Here is a 13,707-nt window from a genome sequence, read left to right on the forward strand (position 1 = left end):
TGTGCGCAGAAATCGGTTTGGCCGGGGCCAGCCGCCTGGGCAGGCGTGGAATGGGTGTAGACTCAGGTTTGTCCATGCTTTTTTCAGGGGTATTTGGCAGGTGATCAGCGCACATGTTTTGTCCGGCACCACCCTGACACTGGGTTGGCTCGGTTATGTGCCATTGCTGGTGTGGGCTGCGGGCCGGGTGTACTGGGTAGAGCTGGTCACGGACCGGCGCCGCCAGCACCTGCTGTTTGGCACAGTGGTCTGCCTGTTTGCCTTGTGGTTGGTGCGGCGTGATTTTGATACCGGCGTGTCGTACCACTTCATTGGCATGACGGCCGTGACCCTGATACTGGACTGGCCGCTGGCGGTGGTGGGCGGGTTCATGGCCCAGCTAGGCCTGCTGGCGCTGGGGCGGCAGGACCTGGCGGCGCTAGGGGTAAACGGCCTGCTGCTGGTGGGCCTGCCGGTGTTGATTACCGAGGCCTGCGCCCTGTGGGTAGAGCGCGCCCAACCCAAGAACCTGTTCGTGTATATCTTCTGTTCCGGGTTTTTCCCGGCAGCCTTGACGGTGGTCGCCTGCCTGGCCGCTGCGTTGGGTGTATTGTGGCTGGACGGCATTTTCGCCATGCCCGAGTGGCTCAGCGATTTTGCCGGCTTCTTGTGGTTGATGATGTTCCCAGAGGCATTTATCAACGGCACCATTATCAGTGCGCTGGTGGTGTTCTGCCCGGAGTGGTTGGAAACCTTCAACCGCACCCGCTATTTGCAGGCGCCGTGGAAGGAAGAGGACCGCTGAGTATCAGGATGGGCTTAGTGGCGTGGCTCCAGGTCGCCGGAATACAGCTCATCTTCCGACTCTTCTGCCCCCGGGATCTTGTGTTCCTCCGAAGCCCAGGCCCCCAGGTCGATCAGTTTGCATCGGTCCGAGCAAAACGGCCGAAAAGCGCTTTTCTCATTCCATTCCACAGGTGCGCCACAGGTTGGGCAATCCACGGTCATTGGCTGGCTCATGGCTGGCCTCCTCGTAAAGTCAGGTAAAAATGGTGCAGGCGGTCAATCTGCTCGTGCAGCGCGGCCAGGTCGCCGTCGTTCACCACCACATCGTCGGCATGGCGCAGGCGATCCTCCCGGCTCAGTTGCGCCTTGAGAATGGCCTGGACCTGCTCGGCGCTGGTGTTGTCGCGGGCCAGGGTGCGGGACACCTGCAGGTGGTGCGGTGCATCGATCACCAACACCCGCTGGGTTTTCTGATACTGCCCCGACTCGATCAGCAAAGGTGATACGTACACCGCATAGGGCGATTGCCCCTTGGCCAGGTAACTGAAAATCTCCTGCCCGATCAGCGGGTGCAGCAGCTGCTCCAGCCATTTGCGCTGTACCGGGTCGGCAAAAATCAGCTGCCGCAGCGCGGCGCGGTCCAGTTGCCCGTCTGCCTGCAACACGCCGGGCCCGAAGTGCTCGACGATGCTGGCCAGGGCAGGGCGGCCGGGCTCCACCACCCAGCGCGCCGCCTGGTCGGCATCAACCAAATGCACGCCGAGCTCGACAAATCGCTCTGCAGCCGCGCTCTTGCCGCTGCCAATACCGCCGGTAAGGCCAAGAATCCAGGGGGTGAAGGCCGCAGTGGTCATCGGTATCCAAGCAGTTGCATGTAGGAGAGGTGTATTTCATCACCCCAGAGCACAGCAATCCACCCCGCGATGGCCAGATAAGGCCCAAAGGGGATGGGCGTACCCAGCGCATGCCTGCGCAAACCCACCAGGCACAGGCCAACCACAGCACCCACCACCGACGACAACAGCAACGTCAACGGCAGTACCTGCCACCCGCCCCAGGCCCCAATCAGCGCCATCAGCTTGAAGTCGCCAAAGCCCATGCCCTCTTTGTTGGTGAGCAACTTGAACGCCCAGTACACCGCCCACAGGCTCAAGTACCCCGCCACCGCACCCCACAGCGCATCGGAGAGCGGCACATAGAGCCCGGCGCAGTTCACGATCAGCCCCAGCCACAACATTGGCAGCACCAGCACATCCGGTAGCAGCTGGTGCCTGGCGTCGATCAGGCTCAGCGCCAGCAGGCACCAGGTCAGCAGCAGTGCCATCAAAGCCTGGGCCGAGGGCCCAAAGCGCCACGCCACCGCCAGCGACAACAGCGCGCAGGCCGCTTCAACCAACGGGTAGCGCAGGCTGATGCTGGCCTTGCAGGCCCCGCAGCGCCCACCCAAGGCCAGGTAACTGAGCAGCGGAATGTTCTGCCACGCCCGAATGCGCTGCCCGCACCCCGGGCAGTGCGAGGCCGGCAGGCACAGGTCGAAACGCTGGTAGAGCGTAACGGGCAGGTTCAACACCGCTTGCGCTTCACGCCGCCACTGCCGCTCCAGCATGATTGGCAGACGGTGCACCAGAACGTTCAGAAAGCTACCCGCCAACAAGCCAAGCAGGGCCACCAGGGTAATGAAGTACGCCGGCTGCATCGCCAGCAAGTTCCACACAGTCATCGTCAGATCAAACTACCCAGCTGGAAAATCGGCAGGTACATGGCCACCACCAGGCCACCGACCAGCACCCCCAGCACCAGCACGATGGCGGGTTCCAGCAGGCTGGTCATCTGGTCCAGCGTCTGGCTGACCTGTTCTTCATAATGGCTGGCGGCCTTGTCCAGCATCTGGTCCAGCGTGCCGCTGGATTCGCCGATAGCCGTCAACTGCACCAGCAACGGCGGGAACAGCACCTCCCCAGCCATCGCCCGATGCAGCCCCAGCCCATTGGCCATGCCCTGGCGCAGCCGCAGCACCGCCTGCTCATGCAGCTCACCGCCGCACACTTTGGCCACCGTGCCCAGCGCATCCAGCAGCGGCACGCCCGCCGTGTACGATGTCGCCAGGCTGCGCGCAAACCGCGCCAGGGCCGCCTGCCCCATCAGCGCCCCGAACACCGGCACCTGCAGCACCCTGTGCGCCCACCATAAACGCACCGGCAGATGCCGCCGATACAGCTGCCGCAAAGCCACACCCAGCCCCACTGCCACCAACAGCAGCCAGGGGGCATGCCGCCCAAACCCCGCCGCCAGGTCGATCACAAATTGCGTGAACGCAGGCAACGCAGTATTCATGCCCGCGAACAAAGACTCGAACTGCGGAATCACCTCCAGCAACAACACCGCCGACACCCCCAGCCCCGTCAGCAACAGCAACAACGGGTAGATCATCGCCTTACGCACCTTCTTCTGCAGCGCCCGCCGCTGCTCCAGCATGCCGGCAAGCTGTTCCAGTTGCCGGTCGAGCGTGCCCGACTGCTCACCCACCCGCACCAGGTTGCAGTACAGCGCATCGAACCACCCCGGGTGGCGCTGCAGTGCATCCGCCAGCCCAAGCCCCGCGTGCAAATCCTGTTTCAATTTACCCAGCAACTGCGCCTGCCCCGCCTCGCAACCACTGCGGCCCATCACCTCCAGTGCCTGCAACAGCGGCACGCCGGCCTTGAGCAACGTCGCCAATTGCTGGCTGAAACCCGCCGGGTCCGCCTTCGCCTGCCGCTTGGGCAACCCCAGGGCCAGCCCGCCAGCAGGCCGCAAACTCACCACGTTGATGCCTTGGCGTATAAGCCCCGCCCGCACATAGGCAGGGCTGCGCCCCGCCGTTTGCCCAGTGACAGGCGTGCCGTGGGCATCCGTGCCACGCCAGGTGTAGCGCTGTGTTGTCGCGTTCATAAAAAGGCCTTTTCTGCCCGTGGGACAAGCCTGGAAACAGCTTGCCCCGTCCATGGAAGGGCGCGCGTCCGTGTTGCTCACTAGAGTAGATCAGCGATGGCGAAGCCCACGCAGGCAGGGGTGACAAAAGGTGTCTGTTCAGGCCTACTGCGCCGCTGCCGGTGGGGCGCGCCGGTTTTCTAAGTGCATGCGTATCGAAAAGGAAACTGTTCATGAAAGGGCAACGCGGTATCACCCTGATCGAACTGATGATCGTTGTCGCGATCATCGGCATTCTGGCGACCATCGCCTTACCGATGTACACCAACCACCAGGCCCGCTCCAAGGCCGCCGCCGGCCTGCTGGAAATCAGCGCGCTCAAAACCCCGATGGACCTGCGGCTGAACGATGGCCGCGACGTCACCGACGTCGCCAGCCTGGGCGGCCAGCCCACCACCGCACACTGCGCCATCACCGCCAGCGGCAAGGCCGCAGACGCCAGCGCCAGCATCGTCTGCACCCTGGTCGATGCCCCGGCCAATGTGCTGGGCAAGGGCCTGACGCTGACCCGTTCTCCTAGTGGTTGGGCGTGCAGTACTGACATCGAGGAAGAGCTGGCGCCCAAGGGGTGCAAAGCGCCGTGAGGGGAGGGGAATAAGCCAGCGGAAACAGAGGTTTGCGTAACGGGTGCGGCAGTGGTACGTTGCGCTACACGCCGGTGTAGCTCAGTCGGTAGAGCAGCGCACTCGTAACGCGAAGGTCGTAGGTTCGATTCCTATCCCCGGCACCAGAAAAATCAAGGCATCCAGCCGAATTACCGTGACAGCAGCGAGCGGTGTGACAGCAGGGTGACAGCAAAGAGAAGCCCCGCACATAGACGATCTGGCGGGGCTTTTTCATGGACGCGACGAAATAAAGATTGCGGATTTCGTGGCGCTGATCGGGTTTACCTCCAATTAATAAACCTGATCCGCAAAGCCATAGAGCTTGGCAGCCCGATCGAGCTCGGCTTGTGCCTCAGCCGGGCCGGCCGGGCTGAGCACGTAGCCGCTGGCCTGCAGAATCGCAATACAGCAAGCTGATTTGGCCTGGCTCTCGCAGTTAGGTTTTATCGATCTGAGTAGGCGCGTCAGCTCATCAGCCTGGCTCAGAAACTGAGTAGCAGTGAGTGATTGTGTCATTGGTGAGACCTCCGCCGAGGGGCTATGAATCTCGGCACCGATTCAAGATGCCGTCACCATGCCTCCGACTGGCAGAAGATCATTAGGCTGACTAAGCAATACGAAGCTGGCCATGCGCTGCCTGCCTGGAAGTGAGCCAAGCTCAAATCTAACGGCGTCGCCAGTCGTGCGCTTTTTCCAGTCGCGCCCACCCTGGGGCATGGGCACAATTGGAAAAAAGGGCACGACTGGGTATTCTTATTAACCAATGATTCCCGTCACAGGACAAGTAGAAAGGGCCATGGATGAAAAGTTTTTCGAAGTAAAGAAGAAACATCACCATGTTTGGCGGAGTTACATAAAACGTTGGTCTCTGGATGGGGTGAATGCATTTCATACAACTAAAACCGGAAAGATCGCAAAACACGGCATCCTTGGTATTGGCATGGACCTGCATTTTTATAAGCTGACATGCTTAAGCGAGTTTGATGTGCAGCTAATAAAAATGGCTTCTAAGAAAAGCGCTCCCGATCAACACGAGCTGCACATGAGCTATCTATCAGATTTTTTGCTTTTTCAAACAGTCTCTGACCTTTATAGCGAAATAGGTCGCCATCATCCTGAGGCAGATAGATCTATCCAAGCTCTTGAAAGCAAAATGATGGAAAATCTTCACTCATCGCACGAAAACTCAGTGCTCCCGATATTTGAATGCCTTGCTGCCGGGGGATTGGAAGTTCTTAATGAGAATGCCAATGTGCTGGAGTTTCTGAGTTTCGTTGGTCACCAGTTCTCTAGAACAAAAGCCTTCAAGGAGAAAGCGCTTGCGAGTTTAAACCGAAGCACGCCCGATTTTTTGAGAGTGGCACAAAGCATGGAGAATAGCTGGTGGTTCATTAGCTACATGCTGGGTATGAATCTAGGTCGGGAACTGTACCTGAATCGAACTGGCTATACTCACTCGCTTTTACAAAGCGATGGAGAGGTTGAATTTATAACGTCGGATCAGCCAGTCATAAATATCCATGAGCAGGTATGGCGCGCTGAATATAAGACTGCTGAGCATGTAGATTTCTATTACCCGATCTCGCCGACTTATGCGTTTGTGGCTGCTGAATCTGGAAAGTTCGGCGGCGGGCTTGTGGTAGTTGGAAAACAAATAGTCAATGAACTTAACGCAAAGTTGGCGATCCGGGCTGCTTCTACAATCATAGGTTCGAGCCCTCAGTCTATCCAGCCCCTGCTCAATTTAGTTGGCAAAGACAAGACTAATATAGGGTGTATTTACTAAGCTCTTTTCCAAAGCTCACGTCCCAAGGGCACGACTGGGTATCCTTAAAACTGAGGACACCCCCGGTTACTGCTTCAGCCAAACATGCTGATTTAGCTCGTCGGCGAATTTTGTTGGTCGAGACCGGGAAGGTCAACGGCCGAGAGCCTTACACGTGGCTGCGCCATGTACTTGAACGGCTGCCGCACGCCTCGTCAGTAGCAGACTACGAAGCGCTGCTGCCGTGGAACTGCTCGCCAGAGATGCCATGGTAAACTGTTAACCCACTGTAAGGCAGGTGGGGTTTAGAAATCGCATACTTACCAGGCAGACAGCTTCGAGCTCGAACTCAGGGGTAAAGGTACGACGTTGCCTAGTCAGCAGACACTTCTCTGTGACGAGCGTTCTCGCCTAAATGGGGGGCGGTTTCATTGAACCACTGCACTAGACTCTATGATGGAGTTGAGTTTTTGTAAGCGTCGTCGTATTCGCGGAACCGATGATTCCTCAATGACTTCACACCATTTACGTACCAGCATACCTCACCTTCCTGAGTTCCAACGTCATGCATCCAAGGGGAGCTGGAGCACAGGTTTGGGTCTGCTCTATTATTCTTTAATGGGCAAATTTTAATATAAGGGCAGGACAGATTATTTTGACTGTTTTGGAGTTCAGAAGTATTATTGAAGCCGGCGCTGCTAGACAAGTGGAGTTGAGAAAACTGAAGGGCACTCTGTAGAATAGAGATTGATCCGATTTCAGTGTCGCTTAGGTCGGAAACATTGCTTCCTGTCCAGTAGTAATCAGCCGTGCCATCAGGCTTGTTTTGTAGAATGCATCTAGGAGGAAAATTACCGGTCATAATTATATGTGTAAAATTTTCTAAGGTTAGTTTATGACTTAAAAAAATCAACTCGTAAAACGGGTCTGCTTTTCGTTTTTGAATGGCGCAAGTGGTGATGGTATTTAAAGTTGATAGGCCTGTTTTTAGTGCGGTACTTGAAAATACAGTCCTCTCGAGCTGGTCTATAGTTTCTTGGTATTCCGACACTGCTGCCTCAAATTCCAGCATCATGTCTTTACTGAAGTCCTCGAAATAGGAGCTTCCTCGCTTGAGCGCCGATGTGGATACAATCAGTCCATGAGAGGGGATTTTATGCTGCAGGGCGATGGTACCGACCTTTACCAATTCAGATAAATCGCACTCGCGGCCAACTAAGTGCTCTACTATAGGGCGATATAATCTATAAGGCATTGGCGGAGTATAGTACTCTAACTCGGCGCCAGTTTTGCCTGTGATATTGTTGCGGACCTGCTTTTCTATTTCATAAGCTATCCCCTCTGTGATCATGCTATAACCAATATTATCTATCTCGACTTCCTTTTGAGATCCTGCAATTTTGAATTTTAATTTCATGCCGGCAATGGTGAAGGGCTCGTCATAGTCGTTAGTTTTCTCGTGCATTAAAGTCTCTTCAAAATGAAACTCTGTTAAGTATCCTTGCTCACGAATTTTCTCTGTGCAACCGATAATCCTAAAGTAGTCTTCCTCAAAGTTTCTCAGTAGGTCGTCATTGACATTCTTGTAGACTGAACCTTGACGAATGTAGTGGCCATTGTCGTCAGTTCCAGTCGCGAATATCTGTAAGGCTGTCAGTCTGCTTTGTAGTAACTGAAGTCCAGCTGTAGTGGATAAGTTATGAAGTTGGTGGATGAATTCATGGATGTGTAGTCCCATCGTATCCTCCAAGACACCGGCTTTGATATCTTTTTTCTCTATTAGAGTCGACAAGTCTGCCGTTTCTGGGAGTGTTGTAAATAGTGCGTTATTTATATAGCTTGCGAGTGCACTAAACATAGTGTTTTTGTTGTTTGTAAATTGATCTTTCTCTGCTTTCATTGCATGAATTCCTCAAGCTCACGAGTCAGTAAAATTATGTTGGTTACGGTAGCTGCAGGCAATATTTTTAATAATGTTTCTCAGGCTGCTCGCAGTTGGCAAGTGGACGTCTCCCTCATGTATAAGTCGGATGGCCGGTTAGCATCGTATGTTTGGCTAAGTCCATGTGAATCCGTATATTACTCATAATGCTCATTGCTTTATTTGTGCGATTGTGAGCTTTCCCGTTTGTGAAAAAACGATTCACCCACCGCTTTCGCTCTAGTCTCCGTTGACCAGCGTAATTTAAGCTCACGCGAGAAATCTTCGCCATCATTAATCAAGGCATATACTTCTTTGCTTATTGCTGAGAAAAACGAACCGAGGTCACACCACCTGACGTTAGGCAGAACGGCTGATGTGCAGCGCATTGTCCCAAACAGGCAATCCAGCATCTCTAGGATGCTCATATTGGCACGTGGAGCCGACGATAAAATTTACGGCGCTCGTGGAAGAGTGCAGTGCCCATTGACTCACTAACCTCATGCGCATCCGAGGTAAGCCAGGCATTCGGGTTTGTAGCGAAGATCACTGACACTTCGACATGGTGGGAGGAGGCTTCGCGATTTCCGATTCGATTCCACTGAAAACCATAACTAGCTGATATGTTTAGAGTCACGGTAGGAGGTACATGAAAAAATCCACGAAATTCCAGCCCCGCGAAAACCGGGCCCTGACGGCCAACAACCGTCTTTCTATGCCTGCACTATGCACATACCTTATGGCGATTTCTCGCTATCCAGCCCTCCTTGGAACCCGCTTCATGCGGGTTTTCTGTACTGCTGGCCCATCACTTCGTCTCGCCACCGACTAGTGTTATTGAGTAACTATCCCTTAAAGCCCAGTTCGAAGCGCAAAGCCAACCCCGACGCTGTGCTTCCGATACCTATCTGCAGCCCATCCCGCCCCAACCCTGCTACCCCACATGACGATTCCTTCACAGACCTAACCGAACACCCCCCACCCCACGCCTGTCTCTATTCCCATCGATCACTTCTTCCCGTTCGCACCAGGAGTTCTCATGGCAAAGATCAACATGGCCCAGCAACTGGCCTCAACCCTCGAACAGGCCGGTATCAAACGGATCTGGGGCCTCACCGGCGACAGCCTCAACGGCCTTACCGACGCCCTGCGCAGCATGGACAGCATCGAGTGGATGCACGTGCGCCATGAGGAAGTCGCAGCCTTCGCCGCCGGTGCAGAGGCTGCGGTCACCGGCGAGCTGACGGTGTGCGCAGGCAGTTGCGGGCCGGGTAACCTGCACTTGATCAATGGCCTGTTCGATTGCCACCGCAACCGGGTGCCGGTGCTGGCCATCGCCGCGCAAATCCCGTCCTCGGAGATTGGCCTGAACTACTTCCAGGAAACCCACCCGCAGGAACTGTTCAAGGAATGCAGCCATTTCATCGAGCTGGTCAGCAACCCGGCGCAGATGCCGCAGGTGCTGCACCGGGCGATGCGCTCGGCCATTCTCAACCGCGGTGTGGCGGTGGTGGTGATACCCGGTGATGTATCGCTGTTGGAGGTGGAGGAAAAGCCGGCAGCCTGGCCTGCATTGCAGCATCCGCGCATCCTGCCAGCCGAAGCCGACTTGCAGCGCCTGGCCGAGTTGCTGGAAGACAGCCACAAAGTGAGCCTGCTGTGCGGCAGTGGCTGCGCGGGGGCTCATGACCAGGTGGTGGCGCTGGCCGATGCGCTTGGTGCGCCGGTGGTCCATGCGCTGCGGGGTAAGGAGCACGTGGAGTGGGACAACCCTTTCGACGTTGGCATGACGGGGTTGATCGGCTTCAGCTCCGGTTACCACGCGATGTTGGGCTGCGACACGCTGGTGATGCTGGGCACCGACTTCCCTTACCGGCAGTTCTACCCGAGCGATGCCAAGATCGTACAGGTTGACCGTGACCCGCAAGCGCTGGGGCGCCGTGCCACCCTGTCGCTTGGCATCGCTGCTGATGTGGGCGAAACCCTCAACGCGCTGCTGCCGCGCCTGACGCGCAAAACTGATCGCCGTTTCCTGGAGGACTCACTGAAAGCCTACGGCAAGGCGCGCCAGGGCCTGGACGACTTGGCGGAGCCATCCAAAGGCGATCGGCCAATCCATCCGCAATACGTCACGCGTCTGCTCAGCGAACTGGCCACCGAAGACGCGATATTTACCGCTGACGTGGGTTCGCCCACTGTCTGGGCAGCGCGTTACCTGAAGATGAATGGGCAGCGTCGCCTGGTTGGCTCGTTCAACCATGGCTCGATGGCCAATGCCATGCCTCAGGCCATGGGCGCGCAGGCAGCCTTCCCGGGTCGCCAAGTCATCTCGATGAGTGGTGACGGTGGGTTCAGCATGTTGATGGGGGACTTCATCTCGCTCTCGCAGCTGAAATTGCCTGTGAAGGTGGTGGTGTTCAACAACGCCTCACTGGGTTTCGTCGCCATGGAAATGAAGGCGGCTGGCTATCTCGACACCGGCACCGACCTGCACAACCCTGATTTCGCCGCCATGTCCAATGCCATGGGCATCCTGGGGATTCGCGTAGAGCGCTCGGAAGACCTGGAAGACGCCCTGCGCCGTGCACTGGCGCACGATGGCCCGGTGCTGGTCGACGTGGTCACCGCTACTCAGGAGTTGGTCATGCCACCGGCGATCAAGCTGGAGCAGGCCAAGGGCTTCAGCCTGTACATGCTAAAAGCGGTAATGAGCGGGCGTGGTGACGAGGTGTTGGACTTGGCGAAGACCAACCTGCTGCGCTAACGACTGCGCGTGGGAGACATTCACGGTTCAGGCCGATGGGTATACATTCAGAGCCTGTGCCGTGAGTCTTCAAGTTAGTTTCCTAGACTAGAGAAACGCCATGAGTGATGAAAAAAGCGATGATCGCCCTGTTTACCAAGCAGCCTGCCATTGCGGGACAGTGCGGTTTTCGCTGCGCCTGACCGACGGCCTGCGAACTGCACGCAGGTGCAACTGCTCGCTCTGCCGTATGCGAGGCGCTGTGGCGGTATCGGCCAATCTGGGGGATATCACTGTTACCCAAGGGCAAGAGGCGCTGACGCTTTATCAGTTCAACACTCGCGAAGCCAAGCACTACTTCTGTTCGAAATGCGGCATCTATACCTTCCACCAGCGCCGCTCTTCGCCCGACCAGTACGGGGTCAATGTTGCGTGCATTGAGGGCATGAGCCCGTTTGATTTTGCAGAGGTGCCTGTTAATGAAGGGCGTGTTCATCCCAAGGATCGCGTAGGGGGAGGCTCCAATATTGCGGGATGGTTGCGGTACGAAAGCAATCCAGACTCTGTTCAGGAGAAGGGCTAGAAGGGGAGGGCCCATGTCTGGTCAAATCCTTCCAGACATGGATCATGGTGAGGAGTCCTCCGCTCCTTCAAAGTTTCTGACGTTCCTGAACGAGCGGCTGTTTGCGATCTGTCATGGCATCTGCGTCGACGCCAATCCCGTCGAACCAAGCGTCCCATGTCCCGTTACCGATGGCTGTAATCTGGTCTCGATCAGCGTTGATCCCACCATCCAGCCCTAAATCATCAATCAGCGAAACCACATCGGACTGGTTCAGTGCTTGGTCCTCGCCACTCGCCATTACTTTTGACTTTTCCATAGTGCACCTCGCATAAGTCCTCAGCCCCCGCACCCCCGTTGCCAAACGGTTAAGGTGGCCGCTGTACGCAGGTTGGCGAACCGAGGAAAAGGAACCCGGCAGACCCTAAGGTCTCCCACGCACAGCCGCCATTGCTCGAAACAGCACCCTAAAAAAGCGCCTGCCGTCGTGGTTGTAATGCTGTCGCGCCTTCTCGTTCAGGTCGCCGAGCGCGATCAAGCAATATACGTCGACTAAAGCAACGTATGGCTGGCTGTGGCTGTTCGCAAGTCGCGCTCCTGTAAGGCTTCTCGCTGGATCACGTAGGGGCAATCCGCACGAGCTCAGTCGTTCGCCTAATGAAACATGATGGCCTGCCGATATCATTGCAACACCCACGCCCGGCAGGACGCCCCCATGGTTTCGATAACAGCAACCTATCGCCTAGACCAAAGCGCCACCCTTTCGCATTCATCTCCAGCGATCGCGAGCAAGCAGGCCGCTACCCCAATCGCCGATACGCCACCCTCGCCGAGCAGCCACGTCGTTCTCGGCCAGTCCCCCACTGGCAATGATCCAGACATCTATTCCCGCCATAGCCTGCTCTCAGCCCGCACCCGCTATGCCTGGGAAAGTGACAGCCAGAATACGTTATCCACAACCCTGCAAACTGCGTTCGAGTCGTCCAGAACCGCCAGCCGCTTCAAGGGTATCGGCGGCGCGCTCATGCAGCAGCTGGCGCTGAATGGCGGCAACAGCATTTCCCAGTCGCTATTCACCTACACAGATAACGCGCCGCTCATTGCGGATGAGCTCAAGCTCCAGCAACAGAACCTGCGCAACCACCCGGACAACGGCGTTACGTTCAACCTCACCACTGCCTCCGGGGCCACTGTAAAGCTGTTGTTGGCCAGCAGCGAAAAGGGCTTGGCTGTCAGCGCCGAAGTTGAAGGTGCTGAACTCACTGCGGATGAGCTGAAGGGGCTAGGCGAACTGGCTGATTCATTCCAGTCCGCTATCGATGGCTTGTATGAAGTACCGCCGCAACTGAAATTGAGCAGCCTGGTAAAGCTTGATCCAGCGGTGTTCACGTCACTGCAAATGACGGCAAAGCTGGAAACCCCGAGCGGCGAGCAGGCCTTTGATCTGGCACTCAATGACAAGGCGCGAAGCCTCAGCCTCGAGGGCCCATCCGGCCAGGTGAAACTTAGCCTGGACACACAGGATGCCGAATTACTGGGTAACGGCGCCCAACGCAAAGCCGCAATCGACAATTACCTGAACCAGTTTGACGCGGCGCAAAGCCGTGGGCATGGCGACAGGCACCTGGTGGGCCTGCTCAAGGATGCATTCACCGCGCTCAACAGCATGGATGACAACCGCCAGCCGGTTACTCAGCGGCCGTTGTCGCTGACCGATAAGGACCGTGCTCTGTTGAGTGGCTTGGCAGACTTCAAAGCATCGATCAGCGAGAACGCACGCAGTTCAAACCCGATGCGGCCAGATGAAGTGGACAGTTTCAGCTTCAACCTGTCGCAGACCACGTCTATCAAAGGGCGGGCCTTGCAGAACTTGTCTGTTGAGCAGCATCAGCAGAGCAAACTGCAGGCTTCGTTCCATCGCGCCATTGGCCAGCAGGGAGCCCTTAACCTGGATAACGACCGCAAGTCGCAGAACTACACCTATCACCTGATCGATGACCAGGCGAGCAGCAGCACGCGCCTGGCCTACGATGAGGGGATTCTGGTAGAGGCCAGCGCCACTCAGCAGGCAAGCCAGAAAGAGCGAGTGCTTACTTACATCCAGGGCGATCTCAAGGACGATGTGACCACGCCCAAAGCTGTTACTCAGTCGCGTAACTTGCTGAAGGTTCTGAACGATACATTTGAGCAGAGCCGCGATGCCCAGGACGGTTGGGAAGCCTCGGGGCTTGAAGAGGCGCTTCAGTCCCAGCGGAGCCGCTGGATGCTACAGGTGGATCCCGCGAAGGTTGCTCCCTGATAAGGATGGCTAGTGCGTGCGGGCAGGGCATGGGAGGGGTATCGTTCATGCCAAGCCCACTGCACTACGGACCGTAC

Annotated in this window: 13 protein-coding genes, 1 tRNA gene and 1 pseudogene; 8 read left to right on the forward strand and 7 right to left on the reverse strand. The window is 56.7% G+C overall.

The features are described 5' to 3' along the window. The first annotated feature begins 100 nt into the window (after positions 1–100). Entirely contained in the window at positions 101–784 is a 684-nt protein-coding gene (locus PPA02S_RS17975) for an energy-coupling factor ABC transporter permease (protein WP_028631770.1), read from the forward strand. Between the two features lie 14 nt (positions 785–798). Here PPA02S_RS17975 and yacG read toward each other — a convergent pair whose 3' ends face one another. The 4 genes from yacG to PPA02S_RS17995 are packed head-to-tail and all read right to left on the reverse strand — an operon-like array spanning position 799 to position 3,696. Then, positions 799–999, reverse strand: coding sequence for a DNA gyrase inhibitor YacG (gene yacG, locus PPA02S_RS17980; protein ID WP_028631769.1), 201 nt, complete (start codon positions 997–999; stop codon positions 799–801). Further along, entirely contained in the window at positions 996–1,619 is a 624-nt protein-coding gene (gene coaE / locus PPA02S_RS17985; protein ID WP_028631768.1) for a dephospho-CoA kinase, read from the reverse strand. Before coaE ends, yacG begins: the two co-directional genes overlap by 4 nt. Then, entirely contained in the window at positions 1,616–2,485 is an 870-nt protein-coding gene (locus PPA02S_RS17990; protein ID WP_028631767.1) for a prepilin peptidase, read from the reverse strand. The genes coaE and PPA02S_RS17990 overlap by 4 nt, the downstream gene beginning before the upstream one ends. A 2-nt stretch (positions 2,486–2,487) precedes the next feature. Then, positions 2,488–3,696, reverse strand: coding sequence for a type II secretion system F family protein (locus PPA02S_RS17995; protein ID WP_028631766.1), 1,209 nt, complete (start codon positions 3,694–3,696; stop codon positions 2,488–2,490). A 212-nt stretch (positions 3,697–3,908) separates the two neighbouring features. On the opposite strand from PPA02S_RS17995, the gene PPA02S_RS18000 reads away from it, so the two are divergent. Together PPA02S_RS18000 and PPA02S_RS18005 are read left to right on the forward strand one after the other, a co-directional pair. Next, positions 3,909–4,319, forward strand: coding sequence for a pilin (locus tag PPA02S_RS18000; protein ID WP_028631765.1), 411 nt, complete (start codon positions 3,909–3,911; stop codon positions 4,317–4,319). A gap of 70 nt (positions 4,320–4,389) precedes the next feature. Continuing rightward, positions 4,390–4,465: transfer RNA gene (locus PPA02S_RS18005), tRNA-Thr, on the forward strand. Between the two features lie 166 nt (positions 4,466–4,631). Here PPA02S_RS18005 and PPA02S_RS18010 read toward each other — a convergent pair. Next, positions 4,632–4,856: a hypothetical protein gene (locus PPA02S_RS18010; RefSeq protein WP_028631764.1), complete on the reverse strand. Its 225-nt coding sequence runs from the start codon at positions 4,854–4,856 to the stop codon at positions 4,632–4,634. A 280-nt stretch (positions 4,857–5,136) separates the two neighbouring features. Between PPA02S_RS18010 and PPA02S_RS18015 the strand changes: the two genes are divergently transcribed. Continuing rightward, a complete protein-coding gene (locus PPA02S_RS18015) occupies positions 5,137–6,126 on the forward strand; it encodes a DUF4238 domain-containing protein (protein WP_028631763.1) in 990 nt (329 codons plus the stop codon). A 113-nt stretch (positions 6,127–6,239) separates the two neighbouring features. After that, a pseudogene (locus tag PPA02S_RS22785) lies at positions 6,240–6,380 on the forward strand (transposase domain-containing protein); the annotation flags it as partial. 176 nt (positions 6,381–6,556) lie between these two features. Here PPA02S_RS22785 and PPA02S_RS18020 read toward each other — a convergent pair. Continuing rightward, entirely contained in the window at positions 6,557–8,005 is a 1,449-nt protein-coding gene (locus PPA02S_RS18020) for a hypothetical protein (protein WP_028631762.1), read from the reverse strand. A gap of 1,060 nt (positions 8,006–9,065) precedes the next feature. Between PPA02S_RS18020 and poxB the strand changes: the two genes are divergently transcribed. Both poxB and PPA02S_RS18030 read left to right on the forward strand, forming a co-directional pair. Beyond that, positions 9,066–10,790 (forward strand): ubiquinone-dependent pyruvate dehydrogenase, encoded by a 1,725-nt coding sequence (gene poxB, locus PPA02S_RS18025; protein ID WP_033727894.1) that lies wholly within the window; start codon positions 9,066–9,068, stop codon positions 10,788–10,790. A 100-nt stretch (positions 10,791–10,890) separates the two neighbouring features. Beyond that, positions 10,891–11,352, forward strand: a complete 462-nt coding sequence (locus PPA02S_RS18030; RefSeq protein WP_028631760.1) for a GFA family protein — start codon at positions 10,891–10,893, stop codon at positions 11,350–11,352. Positions 11,353–11,419: 67 nt separating this feature from the next. Here the strand turns inward: PPA02S_RS18030 and PPA02S_RS18035 are convergent, their stop codons facing one another. Further along, a complete protein-coding gene (locus tag PPA02S_RS18035; protein ID WP_154660043.1) occupies positions 11,420–11,650 on the reverse strand; it encodes an AbrB/MazE/SpoVT family DNA-binding domain-containing protein in 231 nt (76 codons plus the stop codon). Between the two features lie 396 nt (positions 11,651–12,046). On the opposite strand from PPA02S_RS18035, the gene PPA02S_RS18040 reads away from it, so the two are divergent. Further along, positions 12,047–13,630: a hypothetical protein gene (locus PPA02S_RS18040; protein WP_028631759.1), complete on the forward strand. Its 1,584-nt coding sequence runs from the start codon at positions 12,047–12,049 to the stop codon at positions 13,628–13,630. Positions 13,631–13,707 lie beyond the last annotated feature (77 nt).

Source organism: Pseudomonas parafulva NBRC 16636 = DSM 17004 (assembly GCF_000730645.1).
Classification (GTDB): Bacteria; Pseudomonadota; Gammaproteobacteria; order Pseudomonadales; family Pseudomonadaceae; genus Aquipseudomonas; species Aquipseudomonas parafulva.